Origin of the sequence: Aurantiacibacter zhengii, from assembly GCF_003584125.1 — a bacterium.
GTDB classification, from domain to species: Bacteria; Pseudomonadota; Alphaproteobacteria; order Sphingomonadales; family Sphingomonadaceae; genus Alteraurantiacibacter; species Alteraurantiacibacter zhengii.
This window is the reverse complement of the sequence record NZ_QXFL01000009.1, coordinates 1-23,560: the sequence shown is the minus strand read 5'-3', so window position 1 is coordinate 23,560 and position 23,560 is coordinate 1. Positions and strand designations below refer to the sequence as shown.

Here is a 23,560-nt window from a genome sequence, read left to right as displayed (position 1 = left end):
TGCGATCCATGACGAAGTCATAGCTCCAGACGTGACCAGGATCCTTCGCGAGCCGGCCCGTAAGTCTGCGGATCTATCCCGACCGTATTGTCATCGCCGCCGAAGGGCAGGTGCTATGCGAACATCGGCAGCTTATCACGCGGGCGCATCATCTGCGGGGCCAGACAGTCTATACTGGCGGCATTATCTCGCAGTAATCCAGCGCAAGCCCGGAGCCCTGCGCAACGGCGCCCCCTTTACCGGGATGCCCGATGCCTTCCGCCAGTTGCAGTCACACCTTCTCAGCACCCCGGCGGCGACAGGGAGATGGTCGATATCCTCTCGCTGTTTCTGCATCCCGATGAGCAGGCGGTGCTATGTGCGGTCGAGCTGGCGCTGGAAGCCGGCGTTCCCACCAAGACCATATCGTCAACCTGCTGCATCGGCTGATCGATGATAAGCCGAGCAGTGTCGAGGTGATCGATGCCCCGCAGGCGTTCAGCCTGAACCGCGAGCCAAAGGCCAATGTGGCACGATACGATACCCTGCGCGGAAAGGATCTTCGCCTTGCGTCATGATCCTGCCAGCGCGGCTGTGGTGGTCATGCTGCGTGGCCTGAAGATGTACGGCATGGCGCAGGCTGCCGACGACCTGATCGAGCAGGGAGCCCCAGCCTTCGGTACGGCGGTTCCGATCCTTTCCCAGCTGCTCAAGGCCGAGGTAGCCGAACGCGAGGTTCGCTCGATCGCCTACCAGATGAAGGCCGCCCGCTTCCCGGCCTACGTGGATCTGGCCACCTTCGATTTTGCGTCCAGCGAAGCGAACGAGGCCATGATCCGCCAGCTCCATCGCGGCGAGTTTATCGATGGCGCCCACAACGTCGTTCTGATCGGTGGCCCGGGCACCGGCAAGACCCATATCGCCACTGCGCTGGGAGTTTAGGCAGTCGAGCACCACCGCAAAAAGGTGCGCTTCTCTTCCACGGTCGATCTGGTAAACGCGCTGGAGCAGGAAAAAGTGATGAACAAGGCTGGCCAGCTTGCCGAGCGGCTTCTGCGGCTCGACCTCGTGATCCTCGACGAGCTTGGATATCTGCCGTTCAGCCCGTCAGGCGGGCATTGCTGTTCCACCTGCTCAGCAAACTCTACGAGCGCACCAGCGTCGTCATCACGAGCAACCTGAGCTTCTCGGAATGGGCCAGCGTGTTCGGCGATGCCAAGATGACCACTGCATTGCTCGACCGACTGACCCCATCACTGCCACATCTTCGAAACCGGCAATAACAGCTTCCGCTTCAAGGCATCCGCTGCCAAGAGCAAACAGAAAAAGGAGACCACACAACACTAGACCAAATCCGAAGCCGGGAGAAAATAACCCTCCCGCAACCCGGGTCACATCTCAGCGAAAATCAACAGGCGCAGATCGAGGCCTTCGTTGAGCATTACAATCACCAGCGCTACCATGAGAGCCTGAGCAACGTGACGCCCGCAGACGCCTACTTCGGCAGAGCTCCAGCCATCATCCAACAACGAGAAAGGATCAAACGCAACACCATCGCACATCGGCGCTTGCAGCACCGCAAGCTTGCCGCCTAACATCAACCCCAGACAAGGCCGACGCTTCGCTAATTTACGCCGCGAATTGTGCCAGATGTTCTGACGACTGACTTGGTTGGGGTGTTTTGTTCACGCGAACCTCTGGGCGCAGCCGTAGATTTATGGCTGATTGAGCTTGCCTGATGGTATCATGAGTGCATTGCCGGTATGACATCCTTGCAATATCCGCCTCTATCTCGCGAGTAATAGCGGTTTCCTGCTCCGCTGTGTTCGTCCGTTTCCGTGTCAAGACTGAAAAGACCACTAAATGATGCATCACCTAGACCAAAAAGCGATACGAAAGGCCGATAATGGCACGTCAAAATCTCGCCTGTGATAGTGAGCCCAACCTCCGCCGTGAACAGCTCTTACAGGCGGCGGCGCTGCTCTTCCAGAAAAATGGATATCAGGGCGCTACAGTGAGACAGATTGCAGATGCTACGGGCCTGACCTCCGGCAGCATCTTTTACTACTTTAAAAGTAAAGAAGACTTGCTCGAAGAAATAATTTCGCAGGCGATGAAGTCTGGACTGCAAATTGTTCACGAACATCTTTCAACCGCAACGGGCCCCTTGTCTAGATTCCAGGCTCTCGCCCTTGCGCACCTTACGGCTATAATGGGACCGTTGGGTTCAGCTCATGATGTCTCCTTTCGAGATTGGAAATTGCTTTCTCCCGATGCAAGGGACCGATTGCGCACAGTCAACCAACAGTATCGCGAGGTGTGGATGCAGGTTCTGAACGAACTCAAATCAAATCAGTACCTGCTCAGCGATCCAGAGCGTTGTCGGCTTTACATGCTTGCTGCACTGAATTGGGGCCCCGCCCGAAAAAACCTCACAGAATCTTCTCAACTTGCAAGTGCCGCCAACCTCTTCTGTTCAATTGCGCTCAATCTAGATGAAGAAGAGTTTCACAAACTTTGTGCTGCGGAGAAGAGCGGCGACAAGCCGAAAGACGTAGATTGATGTAGAAATAAGAGGGCCTTACTGTTTTTGCGCTACAGATCTAGCGCGGACCCATGCATCCTTCAGCGAGGCTGACATGATCCGCAATTTTTCCAATCTGCATCCTTGCACAAGAGAATGACCCTGCCTGGAACCGGGCCCCACGCTCAAGCGCTGGTAGAGGGTCCAGGACCGGGCTGGCGCATTCATTCCATCTTGACCGTCGACGATTGAAGCCATCGCTTTCTATCCCGATCCGCGCTCAACAAGACGCTCGCCAATTTCTCACGCAAGAAATTCAAGAAAAGGGTGACAAGGCCTTCGCCTTTTCGCGAAGTTCGTATTTCTGGATCTTTCCTGTGGCTGTCTTGGGAAGCTCTTGAAGAGTGACGCGGGTCGGGCATTTGAAATGAGCGAGATGGTCTCGACAAAAGGCAATAATCTCGTCGGGGTCAGCGCTTTTGTTTGCGACAGTTTCGATGAAAGCGTGTGGCGTTTCCCCCCACTTTTCATGGGGGGCGGCCACTACCGCTGCTGCGGAAACAGCGGGATGTTTATATAGAACTTCTTCTATCTCAATGCTGGAGATATTCTCTCCGCCGGATATAATGATATCTTTGGAACGATCTTTGATCTCTACGTAGCCGCCGGGGTACCAGACGGCCAGATCGCCGCTGTGGAAATAGCCGCCAGAGAGCGCTTCCCGTGTTGCTTCGGGGTTTTTATAGTAACCAGTCATTACCACGTTACCTCGGAACATGACTTCCCCGATCGTCACGCCATCTTGTGGAACCGGCAGCATTGTCTCGGGATTTATTACAGCTATCTCTTCCACAACTGGGTAGCCGACGCCTTGACGCGCCATCAGCGTGGCCTGCTCGTCTTGAGATAACGCATCCCACTCCGGGTGCCATTCACAGACAGCACAGGGTCCGTAGACTTCAGTCAACCCGTATGTATGTGTGATATCGAAGCCGGTCGCACTGGCCTTGGCCAACAAGGACGAGGGGGGCGCAGCACCCGCCGTCATAATGGAGAGGGGTGCCCGCTCAGTGGTGATTGCGTTGGCGGCATCGACCAGCATTCTCACTACGATCGGCGCCCCGCACAAATGTGTAACCTTGTGCTTCTCAATCAAATCGAGAAGCGCGTTGGGATCGACCCCGCGAACGCAAACATTCACTCCCGCCTGCAATGCGATTGTCCAGGGAAAGCACCAGCCATTGCAATGAAACAGGGGAAGGGACCAGAGGTAAACGCAGAACCGTGGCAACCCCCACGAAAGCGAGTTGCCTATTGCGTTCAGATAAGCCCCGCGATGATGAAGTAAAACGCCTTTGGGATCACCGGTTGTGCCAGAGGTATAGTTAAGAGCGATCGGATCAAGTTCGTTCAGATTGGGCGCTGGTAGATCGGTGATCGCCTCGCTCAGGAATTCCTCGTAGGATAATTGCGCAAAAGTAGGTTTGCTGCCGCTCGCCGCGTCCTCAATGTCGATCACCAGAAGGTTGCGTGTGCAATTGGAAATCGCTTCACCGGCAACCTTTGCATAGTGCCGGTCGACGAGGAAGACTCGCGTTTCTGCATGCTCAAGAATGAAAGCAATTGCATCGGGGTCAAGACGCGTGTTGATCGCATTGATGACACCCCCCGCCATAGGAATTCCGAAACTGGCCTCCAGCGCAGCGGGAATATTATCTGCCAAAATCGAAACTTTCTCGCCGCTTTTAACGCCTCTTCCGGCCAGAGCTCCAGCCAGATTGTAGCAGCGGTTTGCGAATTGCGCCCAGGTCCAGCTACGCTCCTCAAAGATCACAGCCACATGATGACCAAAGACTTGTGCGGTGCGCTGTAGAAAGCTCAACGGCGTCAACGGTGAATAATTGGCCTGGTGACCGATATTCTCTGGATTCCCGCTACCCTTCGTCATTCCGATCTCCCTAAAAATCGAATATAGTGATATTTTTCGCAAAAATTGCCGATCTGAATATACAGATATATTCACTAATGGCTTCAGCCACGGTTGCTCTCTTTCCCTCGCTTATCTCCGACAAGTGACGGGCGGAGGCCCCTTGACGAGCTGTTAGGTGCGACCTAGCTTCTAATCAAGCGCTCGATTAGCGATTCGACATCCATCAGGCGGCGTGCAACAAAGGACAGGAGGCTCAAAGTGCTAGATAATTCAAGGCCATCCGAAGGAATTCGCTTCGAAGAACTGATTCTCGACGACCGCGTACATTCTACTCTCTACACCGACAGCGAGGTATTCGAGGCCGAGATGGACTCCATTTTTCGCAATGGATGGGTCTTCATTTGTCACGATTCGGAAATTCCCAAGGCGGGCGATTTCGTAAGGCGTAATGTGGGGCGCGACCCGGTTTTTGCCGTCCGCGGTCGTGATGGCGAGATCTCCGTCATCGTCAATCGCTGTGCGCATCGCGGCAATATCATCTGCCAAGAGGAACGTGGCAATGCCAAGGCGTTTGTCTGCCAGTATCATGGTTGGGCTTACGACACGAAGGGTGGACTTGTTGATGTGCCGTATCCAGCCGGTTTCAAGGGCGATTTTTCTTGTCACGGTCTGGAGCGTCTCGCGAAAGTGGACAGCTATCAGGGTTTCGTGTTCGCAAGCTTTAACCCCACTGTGCCATCGTTGGGCGACCATCTGGGTCGCGCGACAGAATTGATCGATCGTGCGGTCGAGATGTCGCCGGTAGGGAGGATCAATTTATCAGGCGGTTGGGTTCGCCATCAATTGAACTGCAATTGGAAGATGCTTCCAGAGAATGACACCGATGGCTACCATGTGAACTTCGTCCACCCTTCCTTCGCGCAGGCTATCAGATCCAATTATGACGAAGCGGTGCTGCAGGATGAGGAAAGTCTGAAATCCGAGGCAAAGGACTGGGGAAATGGTCACACTGAGCTGAACTTTTCGCCGTCATATTCCCGCCCGCTCGAATGGTTTGGCTGTGCAGAGGATAGGTATCCTTCTTATTCAAAAGCCCTCAGGGAAGCGTACGGTCAGGAAAAGGGTGATAAGATATTGCTCGATGGGCCGCCGCATGCGGTAATTTTCCCCAACCTGTTCCTCGGGGAAATGAACATTGTTCGGTTTGAGCCCGTCGCGCCGGGCGTATGCCTCCACATCCACACGCCGATGTATCTCGAAGGCGTGGATGACGATGTAAATCAGCGGATCTTGCGTCAATCAGAAGGGGCGTTGGGTCCGACGGCATTTTTGCTCGCTGATGACAGCGTGATCGCGGAGCGGACGCAGCTCGCCTTGGCCGGAAAGGGTGGCTGGCTTGATCTCAGCCGTGGCGCCGAAAGAGAGGTAACTGACGATAATGGTGTCGTAGTGGGCCATTTGACCGATGAGACATCCAATCGAGGGTTTTGGCGACACTACAAGCAAGTGATGCAGGGTCCAGATCAAAGTTCTCCGACCGCTGCTGCTGCCGCCGCTTGATATCGAAGCCTCAGGATTCTCTAGCGACTATTCAGGTCGACCTTGATTCCCCAAGTGAAAAGATTGCGAAAAATGGTTACAATAGAAGAGCGCCTGCGGGTTGAAGAATTCTTGTTCAAGGAGGCGCGTCTCGCAGACGAATCGCGCTATTCGGAATGGGAGGCTCTGGCAGAGGATGACATGCATTACTGGGTTCCTGCCGAGGCGGGACAGGATCCGGATGATGGTCGGATTTCTATCCTCAACGACAACCGCACCAGGCTGGCCACGCGTATCCGCCAGTTGAACACCGGTGTGCGGCATGCGCAGGTTCCACCTTCTCGTATGTGCAGGATCATATCGAACGTTGAAATCGAAACAATTGCTGATGGTGAGTATTTCGTTCGTTCGAATGTGGTTCTCTACGAATATCGCATTCAGGCAGACAAAGAGATGGAAGTTTGGCCTGCGCGTGTCGAGCATAAACTTCGAATGCGAGATGGCGAGATGAAAATGTTCAGCAAGCACATCCACCTGCTCAATTCTGAAGGACCGGTGCGGGGTCTTTCATTCATCATCTAGGGTCCGTCGACTAGTTTTTATGGAGCTTGGTTTGGGAAAAGTGAAGGCAGTCAGAAAATTCGTAGCGAAGGCCGCGATTACCGGGCTGGGGCAAAGCACTTTTTCCCGCGAACCGGGCTCTTCGCCTAGGGCGCTTGCTGCGCAAGCCTGTCTCGCAGCGCTGGCTGACAGGTCAGCGGGAGTGGACATAATTGATGGGCTGCTGTTGAACAGAAGCCCGATCGAGCCAAGTGAGGTTCTACCACTGCATCTTAAGCGCGATCTGGGTCTTGGCGATCTGTCATTGCTGGCGAGCATTGAGGCAGAAGGCAGTTCGGCAATACAGATGATCCAGTATGCGGCGCTCGCTATCGAAGCTGGTGGCGCAAGCAATGTCTTGTGCGTTTTCGCAGATGCTCCTGTCCGAAGCGCCGGGGCGGCCAAAACCTATTCTGGCTCGATGGATCTGACTGGCCTTCCTGGTTGGGATGCGAGCAGCGGTTTGCATGGCGCGGTCGGCGCATTCGCGATTTCTGCGCAGCGGTATTTTCATGTTTATGGAGCTGATGACCGGGCTCTTTATGCTGCGGCCTCCGCCGACAGGGCGTGGGCATCGCTTAACCCGCAGGCGTTTATTAGAGGGCCACTGGGGGAGGATGATTACTTCAACTCTCGCTGGATAGTGGAGCCGCTAAGGCTCTTCGACTGTGCCTTTCCGGTCAACGGCGCGGTTGCCGTAATCGTCAGTTCGCTGGACGAAGCGGACAATTGCCCTAAGCAGCCAGCCTACCTCCATGCGTTCGGACAAGGTCATTCTGGAGCGCGCAACCTTGCCGGCAATAGTCCTGAGACGCAGACCGGTGCCGAAATTGCTTCAGCTAAATTGCTTGAGACACTTGGTGCCACACCGGCACTCTACGATTATTGTGAACTGTATAGCCCATTTACAATCACCTCGATACTTGCACTCGAAGGGTATGGCCTGTGCCAGCCTGGCGAAGCACCAGACCTTATTGCCAGCGGCACGACAAAACCGGGCGGGAAGCTTCCAGTAAATACCGGAGGAGGCCATCTTTCCTCCTACTATCTGCAAGGCATGACTCCGGTTCATGAGGCCGTGGTTCAAGCCCGTGGCGATGGCGGGGAGCGTCAGGTGCCCAAGAACGATATCGGACTTGTGACCGGCTTTGGCGGAAGGATGGAATATCATTCGGCGATGACCATCAGTCCGCACAGGGAGCTATAAAGATGTCGGGCGGCGGTAGCAGTATCCCGAATGCAGTCGACGATCCGTTCTCGGGCAAGATCCGCCAGCTTGCGGAGGCGGGGCGACTATGTTGCCTGCAATGCGCGGACGGTTGCGGCGTGGTCGATTATGCCGCGCGGATATGCCCGAAATGTGCCGGTCCACTTGAGGTCTCGGAAACAAAGGGCTTCGGGGAGATATATTCTTTCGTCATATATCACACAAAATACGATCCGGAACTCGATCCTCCCTATACTACCATTCTCGTCGAGCTTGATGAGGGGTGCAGGCTCACCGCGTTACTCGAAGATGACGGTTCGGGTGCGCCTACGATTGGGGATCCAGTAAGTTTCAAAGAGATTCAGAACGGCAGGGTTTGGTTCCAATCATGCCGATCAAATAACTAATAGAGCAAGTAAGTTGTTCATCAAAACTAAAACACGAGGTTGTCATGGGAAGAGTTTCAGAGGCAAGAGATCAGTTCCCCAAGGACATTGGATGCGATCGGGCGGGGCAAAATGCCACCGAAGACGTGAATGTCCAGATGTTGCCGCGTGAATTGATACGTCGAACCGGAAGCAATAATCCGAAAAAGGTCGCCTATGTCTGCGGGGACCGCGAAGCGAATTGGGGTCAAATGGATGCTCGCTCGGATCGCATTGCGGCCGTCCTGCTTTCGATGGGATGCCGTGTCGGCGACGCGGCTGCCATCATCGCTCCTGAATGCATTGAGGTTTATGAACATTTCTTCGCCTGCATGAAGGCGGGCGCAATCCGGGTGGGAATAAATCGCAGATTCACTCCTACTGAAATGATTCATGTGCTTAGAGATTCCAACGCAAGGTATCTCTTTGTTCACGCGTCTTGTACTGATCAAATTGAAATTATCAGAGACGTTCTCGATGAGCTCGATATTGGGGTCATCGGTTTCGGCGGTGCTCATAATTTCGCGAGCGACCTTGATACATTGACGGATGCCGTAGCCTCAGTGCCGGATATGCCCTTGCTCTCATCCGAAAATCCGTTGTTCTACAGCTATACTTCGGGAACTACCGGTGTGCCAAAGGGCGCTGTTTTAACCCACGGTGCGGTGACTGTCACAATACTTCATGCGCTGGCGGAATTCGGCTTCGTTCGCGATGATCGATTCTTCCTTCCAACCGGAAATGCCTGGGTTGCTGTGGTTCTTGCGTTTCTCGGTCTTGGCAATGGAATGACGCACATTATTGCTGATGGCGACTATGATCGGGGCACCTTCTTCGATACCGTGAAAGAGAAATCGGTCACGGCATTTCTTCTCGCTCCGACAATGCTCAAATGGGCACTTGAGGACAACAAGGCGACGCCGTTCGATCTCTCCTCCGTCCGCTTGATTGTCTATGGCTCCTCCCCCGCTTCTCCGCACCTCATCAGGAGCGTGCATGAGACTTTCGGTAAAGACATGATCAATGTCTATGCGCTCACCGAGACGACTTGGGGCGGGGTCTCCTTCCTCTCGCCGGAAGACCATCGGCGTGGTCTGAGCACAAAACCGAAGCTGCTTTCTTCAGTCGGGCGAGTTGCGTCTCATTTTGAAATTTCAATCCGAAGCGAAGACGGGCAACCAGTGGCCGTTGGGGAGCCCGGTGAAGTCTGGCTTCGCGGGCCCACGGTTATGGCCGAATACCTGAATCTGCCGGAGCAAACGCAAGAAGTGCAGAGTGAGGGTTGGCTCCGCACGAATGATATCGGCTCGCTAGATGAGGAAGGCTACCTATATCTTCTGGATCGACAGAAGTTTCTCATAATTTCCGGGGGAGTTAATGTTTATCCCGCTTCCGTCGAGGAAGTGATCGTTAAGCATCCGGGTGTCGCGGATATTTGCGTTGTGGGACTGCCTCACCCGGAATGGGGTGAAGCTGTTGTAGCGGTTGTTCATCGCGCTGATTCCCATCCCGAGCTGAGCCACACCGAATTGATCGAGTTCTGCAGGGACAAGCTCAACCGTCCCTCGGTTCCAAAGCACATTGTCTTCACACAAGAAGACTTTCCGCTGACGACAAACTTCAAAGTGCGAAAAAATGATGTTCGCAATCTGCTGATGTCGAGGCCGCAGGACATACCTTGGGATCTCGAAGGGTGAAATAGATCGGCAATCCGAAGGTTGGTGTTGTTGCCTTCCTGAACGGCTTGCACTGTCAGTAATAGAAAAGGATTGGCTTAAAATCATGGTAGATGCGAACCAAGAAGCCGCGCGCGCAGAAGTTGGCCAATCATTAGACGTTGGAGGATCCTCGACGAATTATCACGATGTCGGTGAAGGCCCGCCGGTTCTCCTTGTTCACGGTTCTGGCCCAGGGGTCACCGCCTGGGCAAACTGGCGTCTGAATATTCCGGTCCTTGCCGAGAGTTTTCGCGTCATCGCGCCCGACATGTTTGGTTTTGGCTATTCTGACAGCAAAGGCCGAATTCAGGACAAGCAGGTCTGGGTCGATCAATTGGCCTCCCTTCTCGATGCGTTGGGTATCGACAAGATTTCGATGGTTGGAAATTCGTTCGGTGGGGGGGTCACACTCGCTTTCATGATTGCGCATCCTGATCGGGTCGATCGTGCAGTTCTCATGGGGCCAGCAGGTCTGAATTTTTCCATCACCCCGGCACTGGACAAGGTCTGGGGATACGAGCCATCGATTGAAGCGATGAGAGAGTCTCTCAAATATCTCGCCTGGGACCATTCTCGCCTGACGGACGATCTCATTCAATCACGTTACGAGGCCAGCATCCGTCCCGGCATGCTGGAACCCTATCGCGAAACCTTTGGTGGCGAAGATCGCCAGAACAATGTCGCCATGCTTGCCAGTCGCGAAGAGGACATCGGCAATATCGAGCACGAGACGCTAATTCTTCATGGAATTGCCGATCAGGTAATACCGCTGGACTCAACCGTGCGTCTGGCCGGCCTGATGAAGCGAGCAGATCTTCATCTGTTCTCCGAATGTGGTCACTGGGTCCAGATTGAACGCCTGGCGAGCTTCAACCGGATGGTGACGGAATTCTTCAAACACGGCCTCAAGGCTTAATTAGAGAGGAGATCGATCATGGCAGTTACCGGAGTTATTCGTCCCGGATACGTACAGTTGAGGGTTCTGGATCTTGAGGAGGCGATTGAGCATTATCGCGATCGTATCGGCCTTAATCTCGTTTCACGCGAGGGCGACCGTGCGTTCTTCCAGGCTTTTGATGAATTCGACAGGCACAGCATCATCCTGCGCGAAGCCGACCATCCGGGCATGGACGTGATGGGTTTCAAGGTCGCTAAGGATACAGATCTCGATCATTTTGCCGAGCGTTTGCTCGATATGGGCGTTCATGTGGATGTGCTTCCGGAAGGTGAAGATCCTGGTGTTGGCCGCAAGATCCGGTTCAAACTTCCAACGCAACATGTTTTCGAACTCTATTCCGAGATGGAACTGTCGCAGACCGGCCCAGCAATCAGCGACCCGGATGTCTGGGTGGTTGAACCGCGAGGCATGCGTGTGACCCGGTTCGATCACTGCGCACTCAACGGGGTAGATATCGCTGCTTCAGCCAAGATCCTGGTCGATGCTCTCGATTTCTCGATCACTGAGGAACTGGTCGATGAGGCGAGCGGGGGACGCATGGCAATCTTCCTCAGCTGTAGCAACAAGGCGCACGATGTCGCGTTCCTCGGCGCTCCGGAAGACGGCAAGATACATCATACGTCTTTTAACCTGGAATCGTGGCACGATGTGGGCCACGCTGCGGACATCATCAGCCGCTACGATATTTCGCTAGATATCGGCCCGACGCGCCACGGCATCACCCGCGGTCAGACAATTTACTTCTTCGACCCGTCAGGCAATCGCAACGAAACCTTCAGTGGCGGGTACTTCTATTATCCCGACAACCCTCGACGCACGTGGAAGGCCGAAAATGCCGGTAAAGCGGTCTTTTACTACGAAAAGGCACTCAATGATCGCTTCATGACGGTCAATACCTGATCATGGAGGGTGTTATTTCGATCCAGACGGTCAGTCATGAACTGGCACTCACGGCCGTAGCAGCGGCTGTTGCTAGGGGGGCAGACATGGACTGTCCGGTGGCTGCAGCCGTCGTCGGTGCGGGAGGAGATCTGCTCGCTTTTCTGCGTGCCAACGGTTCGCCTGCACCCTCAAACAAGATCGCCCAGGACAAGGCCTGCACTGCAGCCAGCTTTCGGGTTCCTACGCCGGACTTTTACGTGATGGTCTCGGGCAATCCAGCGCTGCGAGACGGGATTGGAAGGCAGCCCGGGATTGCTATGTTTGCCGGTGGATTGCCGATCGAAATCAACGGAGAGTGTGTCGGCGCAATCGGGGTCTCGGGCGGATCAGAAGAACAGGATGTAGAATGCGCCAATGCTGGCCTCGCCGTGATTGACGCCCGACAGTTTTAACAATCAGTCCGAATTGCAATTCTAGGATATTCCGTAGCAATGACATCCTATGCCTCCCCTGCAGTGACAGACACTGTTCTCAACTTTATCGACGGTACCTATCGCGAGGGAAGCGAGGGCAAGTCGTTCCCCAATTTTAATCCAGCCACTGGGGAGCAGATAGGTCTCGTTCAGGAGGCAAGCGCCGACGATGTCGCGGACGCGGTTGCCGCTGCGAGGAATGCGCTCAATGGGCGCTGGGGCAGCATGACTACTTCTGAGCGTGTCAAGCTGATCACCGCCGTGGCGGCAGAGATTGAGCGCCGATCCGACGATTTTCTGGCGGCGGAAGTGGCCGATACTGGCAAACCTCGCGCTGTCGCCGCCCATATCGACATACCTCGCGGCGCAGCGAATTTCAGGATGTTCGCCGATGTAATTTCGACCATGCCCGGCGAGAGCTTCATCACAGACACGCCCGATGGAGGGCAGGCCAACAATTACACGGTTCGCAAGCCAAAAGGGGTAATTGCGGTAATCTGCCCCTGGAATTTCCCGCTATTGCTGATGACATGGAAGGTCGGCCCGGCACTGGCTTGTGGTAATACCGTAGTCGTCAAACCTTCGGAAGAAACACCCCGGACGGCCGCTTTGCTTGGTGAAGTGATGAACGCAGTCGGAATGCCGGATGGCGTCTATAATGTCGTTCATGGCTTCGGGCCTGGCTCGGCGGGTGAGTTTCTTACGTCAAATAGCGACGTTGACGCGATCACTTTCACCGGAGAGACCCGCACCGGCGAAAAAATTATGCAAAAGGCAGCAGTCGGCGTGCGGGACGTATCGTTCGAACTGGGAGGAAAAAACGCAGGGATTGTTTTCGCGGATGCTGATTTGAATAAGGCCGTAGAAGGGCTGTCGCGCGCGGTTTTCATGAATACAGGACAGGTGTGTCTGGGGACGGAACGTGTCTATGTTGAACGTCCTGTCTACGAGGAGTTCGTCGCGCGAATGAAGGAGGCCGCGGAAGGATTCAAGCCAGGTGCGATCGACGATCCCGCTTACCTTGGTCCGCTGATAAGCGCTGAGCACCGCGATAAAGTTCTGGGTTACTATCGCCGCGCCGTTGAAGAAGGCGCGACCGTGGTGACCGGCGGTGGCACTCCTGAGCTTTCCGGGCCAGAATGGGCAGGCTTTTTTGTTCAGCCCACCGTTTGGACCGGACTTTCACACGACAGCACAGTGATGCGCGAGGAGATCTTCGGTCCTTGCTGCGGGGTAATCCCCTTCGACGAGGAGGACGAAGTCATCGCGCTGGCGAATGATTCGCCCTACGGCCTTTGTGCCTCAATCTGGAGTGAGAACATGTCTCGCGGACACCGCGTCGCGGCAGCGATGGATGTCGGTGTCTGCTGGGTGAATTCCTGGTTCTTGCGGGATCTTCGCACGGCCTTTGGTGGCTCTGGCCATTCGGGAATTGGTCGCGAGGGTGGGGTGCACAGCCTCGAATTCTATACCGAACTTACCAACATTTGCGTGAAGCTGTAAGATCATGACTACCAACACGACTATTGACCCAGCCATCATTGATCGGGCCGCTTGTGCTTTGCGCGAGGCGGCTAAGAGCGGCAAGGAAATCGACCCTGTCAGGGATATGATCAGCGCAGGCGGTTTGGACGCGGCCTATGCTGTGCAAGAGAGCAATACCAGACATTATTTGGCCAAGGGGCGGCGTCTGGTTGGGCGCAAGATCGGCCTGACGTCGCTGGCTGTCCAGAATCAGCTCGGGGTAGACCAGCCCGATTACGGCATGCTGTTCGCAGATATGGACGTGGCAGAAGGCATGCCTGTTTCACTCGATCGGGTTATCCAGCCCAAGGTCGAGGCAGAAATCGCAATAGTCGTTGGCCGCGATCTTCCGCACCCTGACCTGACGACTGCTGAGCTGATCCGGGCAATCGAATACGTCGTGCCTGCGATCGAAATCGTCGATAGCCGGATTGCGAACTGGGACATCAAGATTTGGGATACGATTGCCGACAATGCTTCAAGCGGCCTGTTCGTCCTGGGCGCGGTACCGCGCAAGCTCGAAGGGATCGACCTGCGCAGCTGCGGCATGGTTATGGAATCAAAAGGCGAACCGATTTCGGTGGGTGCCGGAATTGCGTGCCTGCATAGCCCGATTACCGCTTCCTTGTGGCTGGCCCAAGTGATGGCCAAGGCCGGGCGCCCTTTGATGGAAGGTGACGTCATTCTGTCAGGAGCGCTTGGGCCGATGGCCGGGGTTTCGCCAGGCGATATCGTAGAAGCGCGGATCAACGGCCTTGGAATAGTCCGGGCAGTATTTGCTGCAGACGCAAACTAAAACATGAAGTGGAGACTGGTCACATGACCAAAATGAAATGCGCGATTATCGGGTCTGGAAATATCGGAACTGATCTTATGATCAAGCTGCTCAAGGGTTCAGACACACTGGAATTGTCTGCGGTGGTAGGCATCGATGCGGCATCTGAAGGTCTGGCTATGGCACAAGAGCGAGGCGTTAAGACCACGCATGAGGGGATCGAGGGCCTGATGCGTATGCCGGAATATGCGGAAATCGGCATCGCCTTCGATGCTACTTCAGCCTATGCGCACAAGGCGCACGATGAAGCTTTCGCTCGCGAAGGAAAGCTAATGGTTGATCTTACGCCGGCGGCAATTGGACCAGCCACCATCCCTCCGGTCAACCCGGCAATCGACCCTTCAGTGCGAAACATCAACATGGTGACCTGCGGCGGCCAAGCAACGATCCCGATCGTGGCGGCGGTATCCCAGGTCGCGACGGTGCACTATGCCGAAATCGTGGCGTCGGTTTCTTCGCGTTCTGCTGGGCCGGGAACTCGCGCAAATATTGACGAATTCACTCGCACAACCGCCAGAGCGATCGAAACGGTAGGTGGCGCGGGCAAAGGCAGAGCGGTGATCATACTCAATCCCGCCGAACCGCCGATGATTATGCGCGATACCATATTCACGCTGTCCGAGATGGTCGATGAGGGCAAGGTCCGCGATTCTGTTCATGCGATGATTGCCAGGGTTCAGTCATATGTGCCGGGGTACCGACTCAAACAGGACGTCCAGTTTGAACGTTTCGGCTCGAACCGACCGCTCAAGATTCCGGGTTACGGTGAATTCGAAGGTCTCAAGACCAGCGTGTTTCTCGAAGTCGAGGGAGCAGGGGACTACCTCCCTAACTATTCGGGCAACCTCGACATCATGACAGCGGCTGCAAAGGCCGCGGGAGAAAGTCTGGCCAAAACACACATGGAAAAGAGTGCAGCATGACGTTCAACCCCGAATCCGACCGCCTTTACATTCAAGATGTGACCTTACGCGACGGGATGCACGCCATCCTTCACATGTATGGAACGGACAGCGTTCGGACGATTGCCAAAGCGCTGGATGATGCGGGAGTCGATGCGATCGAGGTATCGCACGGCGATGGCCTGAACGGATCGACCTTCAATTATGGCTTCGGTGCACATACCGACTGGGACTGGATAGAGGCGGCAGCCGAGGTTATCCAAAACGCTGTCCTGACAACGCTTCTTGTTCCTGGTATCGGCACGGTCGAGGAACTCAAACAGGCCTATTCGATGGGGGTTCGCTCGGTGCGTGTTGCGACGCATTGTACCGAGGCTGACGTTTCCAAACAGCACATTGGTATTGCCCGCGATTTGGGCATGGATGTCTCTGGCTTTCTGATGATGAGCCATATGATCGATGCAGAGGCATTGGCCCAACAAGCGCAACTGATGGAAAGTTATGGCGCGCAATGTGTCTATGTCACGGATAGTGGTGGCGCGCTTGATATGGATGGCGTTTCGGAGCGGCTTCAGGCTTATGAGCGGGTACTCAAGCCCGAAACCGAACGCGGTATTCACGCGCATCATAACCTTTCGCTCGGCGTGGCGAATTCGATCGTCGCGGCTCAGGCGGGGGCGGTGCGGATCGATGCGAGTCTTGCCGGAATGGGGGCGGGAGCAGGGAATGCGCCACTCGAAGTTTTCATCGCGGCCGCGAACCGCAAGGGTTGGAAGCATGGATGCGATGTAATGGCATTGATGGACGCTGCGGACGACCTGATCCGACCCCTGCAGGATCGACCGGTTCGAGTTGATCGGGAAACGCTTAGCCTTGGCTATGCTGGTGTCTATTCCAGTTTTCTGCGCCACGCGGAGAAGGCCTCAGAGCAATATGGAATCGATACTCGCGAGATCCTCGTCGAACTTGGCAACCGTCGCATGGTTGGTGGCCAGGAGGATATGATCACCGATGTTGCGCTTGATTTGATCAAGGCGAAGGCTAGCTGAAATGGATAGGCTCTTACGCTACGCCGAAACGCTCGACACAGCTGCACGAAAGGCGAAGGCGACTGCACAGGTAAAGCCTCAAGACCACGCTTTCACCGTAGCCGAAGCATATCAGGTCCAGAAATTATCTGTAGATCGCCGTTTGTCGCGCGGAGAGAAACGCATTGGTGTAAAAATGGGGCTGACCAGTCGGGCCAAGATGCAGCAAGTCGGGGTTGAAGAGGTCGCCTGGGGGCGCTTGACCGATGCCATGCTTGTAGAGGAAGGCTCAGCACTGTCGCGCAAGCGCTTTGTCCATCCCCGCGTCGAACCGGAGATTGCCTTTCTGATGAAGGCACCTCTGGCCGGTGATGTGACGCCAGCAGCAGCAATGGCAGCGGTTGAAGCGATTGCTCCGGCAATGGAGATTATCGACAGCCGGTACGAGAACTTCAAATTTACGTTGGAGGATGTGATCGCCGATAATACCTCTTCGTCGGGCCTGGTCATCGGCTCATGGGGCGATCCTCGAATCGATTTTTCGAACCTCGGCGTCATTCTCGAGATTGATGGCAAAGTGGTCGAAGTGGGTTCAAGCGCAGCGATCCTGGGGAATCCAGTACGTTCGTTAGTCGCGGCGGCGCGGCTGGTCGCTGAAGCAGGCGAACGAATTGAAGCCGGCGATCTGGTGATGGCCGGAGGAATTACCGCTGCGCCTAACCTGGCACCAGGCCAGACTGTGCGAAGCACAGTGCAAAATCTTGGCGCGGTCATGTTCCAAGTGGAAGCGTGATATGCCGATAATTGAAGTCAATCTGCTCGAAGGACGTCCGCCTGAAGCCAAGGAACGCTTGATAAAGGCCCTGACCGAAGCAGCCATCCAGTCGCTCGGCGCTCCGCGCGAATCAGTTCGCATCATTCTGCGGGAGATGCCGCCCGCGCATTTCGCAGTCGGTGGGCAGAGCGTGGCGGCCAAAGCGGCCGAAAATATGAAGAAATGAGCGCTAAGCTTTATCAAATAGAGATCGTCGGCGGCAGCCAGTTCGCGTGCTCCGAAGAGGAACGCGTACTGTTCGCAATGGAACGCAGAGGGTTATCCGATATCGGCGTGGGTTGCCGCGGAGGAGGATGTGGGTTCTGTCGCGTTCGGGTGGTCGAAGGCGAATACAAGACGGGCAAGATGAGTGTCTCGAAAATATCTCCCGAGGACCAGGCCAAAGGTTTTGTGCTAGCTTGCAGGCTCTATCCGTTGGAAGACCTGAAGCTCGAAGTCGAGCAGAATTGAAAACGTGTTGTTTCGGATGTGTATTCGGAGAGCGTCGGCAACTGATGGATCAACCGATGCTGCAAGACTGCGGATAAATGCTCACTGACCGGGCTTTACGAAATCAGTTCGGATACGGGATCGCAGGCGGCAAGTGGATCCGGAGATGTTTTTCAGGAAACATGCTTGGATCCTCATTAGCCTTTTTCAGCTCTTGCACAGCGCTCATAAATACTGATGGCGACCGAGCAAAGTGGTCGTCGCACAAACACTTAAGAGGCAAGAGCAATCAATTTGCTCCAAGGAAGGATAGAAAATGGGTATCCGCTCGATTGCTGTCATCGGAGCAAATCTCGCCGGAGGCCGTGCCGTGGAGGCGTTACGGCAGTCTGGGTTCGATGGCCAGATCGTATTGATTGGTGAAGAACCGTGGAGGCCCTACGAAAGGCCCCCATTATCAAAGGAGATGCTTTGGGATCCTTCGAACACAGCAGACAATTTTTTTCTGCAAGATGACTCATGGTACGCTGACAACAAGATTGATCTGCATCTGGGAATGCGCGCCGAAGCGCTTGACCTGGCTTCCGGCGAGGTCAGCTTGTCGGATGGCAGGCTGATCCCGGCTGATCGGATCTTGCTGGCCACAGGTGGTTCAGCTCGCAAGCTGAACATCCGGGGAGCTGATGCTGCAAATGTACATTATCTCCGCACGCGCGATGACGCAGTCCGCATGGCGGCTGATTTGGTGGACGGAGCGCGAATAGTGGTCGTCGGAATGGGTGTAATCGGGGCGGAGGTGGCGGCGAGCGCAACAAAGCTCGGTTGCAAGGTGACTGCCATCGAGCCCTTGGCGGGACCGATGATTCGATCCCTTGGGCCGCAATTCAGCCAATGGTTGGGCGAGGAACATCGCAATCGCGGTGTCGACACCCGATTTGGCCGAGGTGTGAGTGGAATGAGGGTGGTTGACGGCCGGGTGAGTGAGGTCGAGCTAGACGATGGATCGCTTGTGGCTTGCGATGGTGTGGTGGTCGGCGTGGGCATCGCTCCGGAAGTTGGCTTGGCAAAAGGGGCGGGGATTGCAACCGATAATGGTATCGTCGTTAACCGTGAGTGCCGTACCAGTCACCCGAACGTCTTCGCGGCGGGTGATGTGGCTCAGCAAGAAAGTTTCTTTGGCGGCCGAATTCGTCACGAAACCTACCAGAACGCGGCAGAACAGGCGGATGCGGCCGCCTTGGCGATGCTTGGTCACGAAAGTGATTATTGCCGCCCCGCATGGTTCTGGAGCGACCAGTTCGATCTCAACATCCAGTTTTGCGGTCACATTCCGGTCGATGCGGAAGTAACCGTGCGAGGTCAAATCGAAAGCAACGCCTTCGCCGCTTTCTTCCGCTTCGATGACGTCATCGTAGGAGCGTTGACGGTCAACCGTCCGGCCGAGATGAGCATCGGTAAACGCCTGGTCGAACGCCGACACCACGCCTCGGCAGATCAACTTGGTGATCCAGATTTTTCTCTTCGCGAGCTGCTCAAACCGGCTCGATGAACGCAAATGGCTGTGCCCGGCCAGAGAAGGTGCCCTAGATCTGTCCCCCGTCAGCACCCATGGCACAGGTTTGAGGTTGTGATTTAAGGGGGGTTTGGGTCTCGTCGTAGTGACGAAGGAACGAATCTATGGACGCCTCCCGCGCAAGGTGGATTTTTGATCGTGCTGCGGCATTGGATGCGTGAATCTATCCGGCCTATCGATCGAAGCAAACTTGCTTCTGGCCATGATGCGAATCCGCGCGGTTCAGTGCCTTCTAAGATGAGCGGCCTCGAAGGCCATCGTTCCTCACAGGCTGTGAAGCGACGGTCCGTGCCGTTACACCATCAAGGTAACCCTCCGCTGAGGACCACGGTAAGTTAGTCGTTTGCGTGTGCTAACTTCGTCCGACGCTTGGGTGCCCATTGGTTGGCGAGGTTCAGGAGTGCTTCGTCGATAGCGTTAGTATCGATATCGTTGGGATCGAAATGTCCGCCGGCCCAGGTGAGTGTTTCCTCGTATTCCGCGTGGGTGGGATCGGCGAGTATTTCGAGGAACTCTGAATATCCGATCGACCCACCGACGTCTTCGGGCGGGCAGCGACCCTGAGCCTGGAGCAGGATTGGATAGGTCAGGCCGCGGATGGCGGGCTCGATTCTTTCGATCGTGATGACGTGATCCCAGAAATCGCCGAAGTCATAGTAGTGGTGAAAGGTCTTGCCGTCGGTATCTTCAAGGACGCTGCGCAGACTTGCCTTACGCGCATCGAGCATGTCGTCGGGCCAGTCGGGATCGGGGATGCCGAACCCGACATCGCCGCGAAAACGGAACCCGTAGAGATGATAGTCACCCCAACCCATGACGGCCTGGAGAACGTCGTGCAGCCGGTCGAGCTTGATCGCGAGCGGCACCTCGATCCGGCGTATCACCTTGGGCTCGACATCCTTGAGGACGATCTTGAGGCGAACGATGGCGCTCATGCGGCTTCGAGCAAGGCCTGTTGCTGCTCGCGCCAGTTCCAGGGAAGCAGTTCGTGGAGCTTGTTCTGCGGGATGCTGGCGATCCGGGCAAGGACGTCGGCGAGCCAGGCGTGCGGATCGACATCGTTGAGCTTGGCGGTGACGAGCAGCGAATACATGGCAGCGGCGCGCTCGCCGCCGCGATCGGAACCGGCGAAAAGCCATGCCTTGCGACCAAGAGCTATACCGCGCAGCGCGCGTTCGGCGGCGTTATTGGTCAGGCAGATCCGGCCATCATCGAGGAAGCGGGTGAAGTCGGGCCATCCCTTGAGCATGTAGGCGATCGCTTTGGCGACGGGATCGTGGCGGGAGAGCTCGGCGCGGGTGGCGTGCATCCACGCTTCGAGCTCCTCGACCAGCGGGCGGATCTTGTCCTGCCGCACGGCGAGACGCTCCTCGGCGCTGCGTCCATTGATTGCGGCCTCGGCCTTGAAGATTGCATCGATCTTCGCAAGGCCTTCGCGTGCGAGCGGAGAGATCACAATCGGCCTGCCCCCGTTCGACACGCTCAGGGCAGGCTTTGCCTTGCGCGCGAGCCCCGCGATATCGCACAGCTGGAAGAAGGGTCTTCGCCCATGCGACCAGCATAGGGCACGCGTCAGCGGCTCGGGTGTGCGCTCGGCCTTCATCAGGCCATTGTATCCGCCATAGTCATCGGCCTGGAAGGTCCCGGAATAGCCATCGAGATGGGTGCACGGATGGATGCTGCTGCGATCGCGCGAATAGCGAAAGAAAGCGGCTAGCGGTGCAGGTCCTGCAAAGGGCCGATCATCACGGACATAGGTCCACAATCGTCCGGTAATGGTCCTGGTCTTCGCCAGCACCGGAACGGTGGTATCGTCGATATGGAGGCGCTCGGCCGCCAAGCACATGCGCTTCGATCAGCTGGATGAGCGGCTGCATTGCCGCAACGCATGTCCCGATCTGATCGGCGAGCGTCGAAAGGCTGAGATCAACGTGACGTGCTCCCCTGATTGTTACCAGTCAGAGGTAGAGTCTCGCTCCTTTATGATGGTTGTTTGATGGGATGCCAACGTGTCTGGGGGCATGCCCCCAGACACGTTGGCCGGCGATCTCGGCGGGGGTCTTCCCGCCCAGTTTCGAGTGTGGCCTGACCGTGTTGTAGTCGTGCCGCCAGGCGGCCAGCACGAACCGGGCGTGGGCCAGCGAGGTGAACAGCGTCTCGTTGAGGCATTCGTCGCGCAGACGGCCGTTGAAGCTCTCCACGAAGCCGTTCTGCATCGGCTTGCCCGGCGCGATGTAATGCCACTCGACCCGGCGCTCCTGCGACCAGCGCAGGATGGCCGAAGAGGTCAGTTCCGTCCCGTAGCACATTGGGAAGCTGCCTCTCGAAGGCAGCGCTCGCCTTGATGGAGACAAGGGCGCGTAGCGCCCGCAGGCTTCATCAAGGCGGTCATGACCGGTCATCAGGTCTCTAAAGTGAAGTTGTCGACTCAACACTTTGGAGACAGACCGACCATGACCAAGCTCAGTTCTACACCCGCCGATGCCGTGCTGGTAGCCATCGATATGTCCAAGCACCGCCAGGAGGTCCTCATCGAACGCCCGGAGGGCGGGCGGCGACGGCGTATGACAGTGATGGCGACGAAGACCGATTACGATCGCCTTGCGTCCGATCTGGCTGATATTGGCAGACCGATTGTGGTCGGCTTCGAGGCGACCGGTAACTATCACCGCACCTTGGCGCACCGCATGCTCACAGCAGGTTTCGAACTGCGCCTGATCTCGTCCGTAGCCCTGGCCCGGACCCGAGAGGCTCTACATAATGGCTGGGACAAGAACGACTCCAAGGACGCGCAGGTGATCTTGCATATGCTGCGGATTGGCGCCACCCAGCGCTACGTCGATCCGCTTGCCGCCGGGATTAACGATCTGCAGGAGATGTCGAAGACACACGAGGCCATCTCCAAAGCCAAGACCCAGACCTGGCACCGGATCCTGACCCATTACCTGCCCCTCTACTTCCCAGAGATCGAGCGCTTCGCCGGCAACAGCAGGTCTGATTGGTTTCTTGCCTTGCTCGAGCGGTTTCCGACGCCCGGGAGCATGACAGCGCTTGGCCAGGAAGCATTCACGCGCGAGGCGTGGTCACTGGTCGGTCGCAAGGTCTCCAAGGCTCGATTAATCAACGATATTTACGAGACCGCCTGCGCATCCGTCGCACTGCCGGTCGATGAGGATTCTGTGGCGATTGCCATGTTTCGCATGGTCATCGCGCAAGCGCGCAGTCTGATCCGCCAACGCGACGAGATCGAGCGAACCGCCCATGCCATGCTCAGCGAGAACCGTGACTACCAGCTGCTTCGTATGATCCCTGGCATCGGCCCGATCAACGCGCTGACCATCCTTGCCGAGGCCGGGGACCTTCGACGGTTTGCCCACCATCGCCAGTTCCTCAAGTTCTGCGGACTCGATCTGGCCACCTGCCAGTCCGGCACATTCCGCGGTCGGACCAAGCTTTCCAAATATGGTAATGCTCGGTTGCGCCGCACTTTCTGGATGGCCGCACAAGTCGCCGCTCGCCAACGCGACAACAGCTTTCGCGATAAGCTGGGTCGATACATGGAAGGACACGCCAGCGACCCTGATCGCCGCCGCAAGGCAATGACTGCACTCACCGCCAAGATGGCGCGCGTCGCGCACGCCGTCATCAAGACGGGAACCGAGTACCGCCCGTTCCTCGAACGGGCGGACACCAGATGGAAGGACCCCTCTCTGCTGTGCCGTGAGGGCGCAACTGCGACCCTGTAGATAATGTTCGGGCCTTCCATCTGGCATCCGCATCTCATTTTAAGGACGGTTAGGACCACGACCGATGCGGCCGCTGGATCCTGTGTTTGCTATGGCCGAGAGCGCATTCCTTGACGATGGAAGCCATCTGGATCAAAAAGACATTTGCGCCGGTCATGATCGGCGCAACGAGACCTGCTGGCCTTGTCCCACAGCTGCTTCCCGACCTAGGACGTTGTCGCTGACCACTGTGTACGGCTTGCCGCGCAGCCCGATCAGGCTGCTCAGCTCGCGGGCGACCCGCGCACCGGAGAGCGACGTATCGGCCACCAGCGCCAGGCACTCCCGCGTGTAGTCATCGACCACGCACAGGATGCGGAAGCGCCGACCACAGATCAGGCTGTCGGATACGAAGTCGAGGCTCCACCGCTGGTTCGGACCATCTGGCAGCACCATTGGCCTGCGCGTGCCCAG

At 56.2% G+C, this 23,560-nt stretch carries 19 protein-coding genes and 7 pseudogenes; 21 read left to right on the top strand and 5 right to left on the bottom strand.

Going from position 1 to position 23,560, the window contains the following annotated elements; translation table 11 throughout:
* Window positions 1-35 precede the first annotated feature (35 nt).
* From D2V07_RS16035 to D2V07_RS16020, 4 genes and pseudogenes are all read left to right on the top strand, one after another.
* A pseudogene (locus tag D2V07_RS16035) lies at window positions 36-557 on the top strand (IS21 family transposase); the annotation flags it as partial.
* A pseudogene (gene istB / locus D2V07_RS16030) lies at window positions 547-1,326 on the top strand (IS21-like element helper ATPase IstB). The pseudogenes D2V07_RS16035 and istB, both read left to right, overlap by 11 nt.
* Before the next feature lie 65 nt (window positions 1,327-1,391).
* A pseudogene (locus D2V07_RS16025) lies at window positions 1,392-1,574 on the top strand (integrase core domain-containing protein); the annotation flags it as partial.
* A gap of 311 nt (window positions 1,575-1,885) precedes the next feature.
* A complete protein-coding gene (locus D2V07_RS16020; protein ID WP_119587923.1) occupies window positions 1,886-2,542 on the top strand; it encodes a TetR/AcrR family transcriptional regulator in 657 nt (218 codons plus the stop codon).
* 277 nt (window positions 2,543-2,819) lie between these two features.
* Here the strand turns inward: D2V07_RS16020 and D2V07_RS16015 are convergent, their stop codons facing one another.
* Window positions 2,820-4,451, bottom strand: coding sequence for an AMP-binding protein (locus D2V07_RS16015; RefSeq protein WP_098106015.1), 1,632 nt, complete (start codon window positions 4,449-4,451; stop codon window positions 2,820-2,822).
* A 240-nt stretch (window positions 4,452-4,691) separates the two neighbouring features.
* On the opposite strand from D2V07_RS16015, the gene D2V07_RS16010 reads away from it, so the two are divergent.
* The 16 genes from D2V07_RS16010 to D2V07_RS15935 all read left to right on the top strand — a co-directional run bounded on the left by D2V07_RS16010 (window position 4,692) and on the right by D2V07_RS15935 (window position 19,337).
* Entirely contained in the window at window positions 4,692-5,993 is a 1,302-nt protein-coding gene (locus D2V07_RS16010; protein WP_199698818.1) for an aromatic ring-hydroxylating oxygenase subunit alpha, read from the top strand.
* A 72-nt stretch (window positions 5,994-6,065) separates the two neighbouring features.
* The gene (locus D2V07_RS16005) at window positions 6,066-6,554 is read left to right on the top strand and encodes an aromatic-ring-hydroxylating dioxygenase subunit beta (RefSeq protein ID WP_119587922.1); all 489 of its coding nucleotides are present in this window, start codon (window positions 6,066-6,068) and stop codon (window positions 6,552-6,554) included.
* Between the two features lie 181 nt (window positions 6,555-6,735).
* On the top strand, window positions 6,736-7,779 hold the full coding sequence (locus tag D2V07_RS16000) for a thiolase family protein (protein WP_233548469.1): 1,044 nt from the start codon (window positions 6,736-6,738) through the stop codon (window positions 7,777-7,779).
* Window positions 7,780-7,781: 2 nt separating this feature from the next.
* Window positions 7,782-8,186, top strand: coding sequence for a Zn-ribbon domain-containing OB-fold protein (locus D2V07_RS19160; RefSeq protein ID WP_119587920.1), 405 nt, complete (start codon window positions 7,782-7,784; stop codon window positions 8,184-8,186).
* 44 nt (window positions 8,187-8,230) lie between these two features.
* Entirely contained in the window at window positions 8,231-9,901 is a 1,671-nt protein-coding gene (locus D2V07_RS15990; protein ID WP_119587919.1) for a class I adenylate-forming enzyme family protein, read from the top strand.
* Between the two features lie 85 nt (window positions 9,902-9,986).
* Window positions 9,987-10,838: an alpha/beta fold hydrolase gene (locus tag D2V07_RS15985; protein WP_119587918.1), complete on the top strand. Its 852-nt coding sequence runs from the start codon at window positions 9,987-9,989 to the stop codon at window positions 10,836-10,838.
* 18 nt (window positions 10,839-10,856) lie between these two features.
* Window positions 10,857-11,780 carry a catechol 2,3-dioxygenase gene (locus tag D2V07_RS15980; RefSeq protein WP_098106020.1) on the top strand — a complete coding sequence of 308 codons (924 nt, stop codon included), beginning with the start codon at window positions 10,857-10,859 and terminating at the stop codon, window positions 11,778-11,780.
* Window positions 11,781-11,782: 2 nt separating this feature from the next.
* Window positions 11,783-12,214: a GlcG/HbpS family heme-binding protein gene (locus tag D2V07_RS15975; RefSeq protein WP_119587917.1), complete on the top strand. Its 432-nt coding sequence runs from the start codon at window positions 11,783-11,785 to the stop codon at window positions 12,212-12,214.
* 39 nt (window positions 12,215-12,253) lie between these two features.
* Window positions 12,254-13,738: a 2-hydroxymuconic semialdehyde dehydrogenase gene (locus tag D2V07_RS15970; RefSeq protein WP_119587916.1), complete on the top strand. Its 1,485-nt coding sequence runs from the start codon at window positions 12,254-12,256 to the stop codon at window positions 13,736-13,738.
* A gap of 4 nt (window positions 13,739-13,742) precedes the next feature.
* Entirely contained in the window at window positions 13,743-14,555 is an 813-nt protein-coding gene (locus D2V07_RS15965) for a fumarylacetoacetate hydrolase family protein (RefSeq protein ID WP_119587915.1), read from the top strand.
* A 23-nt stretch (window positions 14,556-14,578) separates the two neighbouring features.
* Window positions 14,579-15,517: an acetaldehyde dehydrogenase (acetylating) gene (locus D2V07_RS15960; RefSeq protein ID WP_119587986.1), complete on the top strand. Its 939-nt coding sequence runs from the start codon at window positions 14,579-14,581 to the stop codon at window positions 15,515-15,517.
* Window positions 15,514-16,545, top strand: coding sequence for a 4-hydroxy-2-oxovalerate aldolase (gene dmpG / locus D2V07_RS15955; RefSeq protein ID WP_098106024.1), 1,032 nt, complete (start codon window positions 15,514-15,516; stop codon window positions 16,543-16,545). Before D2V07_RS15960 ends, dmpG begins: the two co-directional genes overlap by 4 nt.
* A 1-nt stretch (window position 16,546) precedes the next feature.
* The gene (locus D2V07_RS15950) at window positions 16,547-17,317 is read left to right on the top strand and encodes a 2-keto-4-pentenoate hydratase (protein ID WP_119587914.1); all 771 of its coding nucleotides are present in this window, start codon (window positions 16,547-16,549) and stop codon (window positions 17,315-17,317) included.
* A gap of 1 nt (window position 17,318) precedes the next feature.
* Window positions 17,319-17,525, top strand: a complete 207-nt coding sequence (locus tag D2V07_RS15945; RefSeq protein ID WP_098106026.1) for a 2-hydroxymuconate tautomerase — start codon at window positions 17,319-17,321, stop codon at window positions 17,523-17,525.
* Complete coding sequence (locus tag D2V07_RS15940) at window positions 17,522-17,809, top strand: 2Fe-2S iron-sulfur cluster binding domain-containing protein (protein WP_098106027.1); 288 nt, start codon at window positions 17,522-17,524, stop codon at window positions 17,807-17,809. The genes D2V07_RS15945 and D2V07_RS15940 overlap by 4 nt, the downstream gene beginning before the upstream one ends.
* Window positions 17,810-18,104: 295 nt before the next feature.
* Window positions 18,105-19,337, top strand: a complete 1,233-nt coding sequence (locus D2V07_RS15935) for an NAD(P)/FAD-dependent oxidoreductase (protein WP_233548468.1) — start codon at window positions 18,105-18,107, stop codon at window positions 19,335-19,337.
* Window positions 19,338-19,696: 359 nt separating this feature from the next.
* On the opposite strand, the gene D2V07_RS15930 is transcribed toward D2V07_RS15935, so the two are convergent.
* From D2V07_RS15930 to D2V07_RS15920, 3 genes and pseudogenes are all read right to left on the bottom strand, one after another.
* Complete coding sequence (locus tag D2V07_RS15930) at window positions 19,697-20,296, bottom strand: plasmid pRiA4b ORF-3 family protein (protein WP_119587913.1); 600 nt, start codon at window positions 20,294-20,296, stop codon at window positions 19,697-19,699.
* Window positions 20,293-21,292, bottom strand: a pseudogene (gene tnpC, locus D2V07_RS15925) (IS66 family transposase); the annotation flags it as partial. The pseudogene tnpC and the gene D2V07_RS15930, both read right to left, overlap by 4 nt.
* A 27-nt stretch (window positions 21,293-21,319) precedes the next feature.
* Window positions 21,320-21,661, bottom strand: a pseudogene (locus D2V07_RS15920) (integrase core domain-containing protein); the annotation flags it as partial.
* Window positions 21,662-21,814: 153 nt separating this feature from the next.
* Here D2V07_RS15920 and D2V07_RS15915 point away from each other — a divergent pair.
* Window positions 21,815-23,111: pseudogene (locus tag D2V07_RS15915) on the top strand (IS110 family RNA-guided transposase).
* A 209-nt stretch (window positions 23,112-23,320) separates the two neighbouring features.
* On the opposite strand, the pseudogene D2V07_RS15910 reads toward D2V07_RS15915, so the two are convergent.
* Window positions 23,321-23,560, bottom strand: a pseudogene (locus D2V07_RS15910) (DDE-type integrase/transposase/recombinase); the annotation flags it as partial.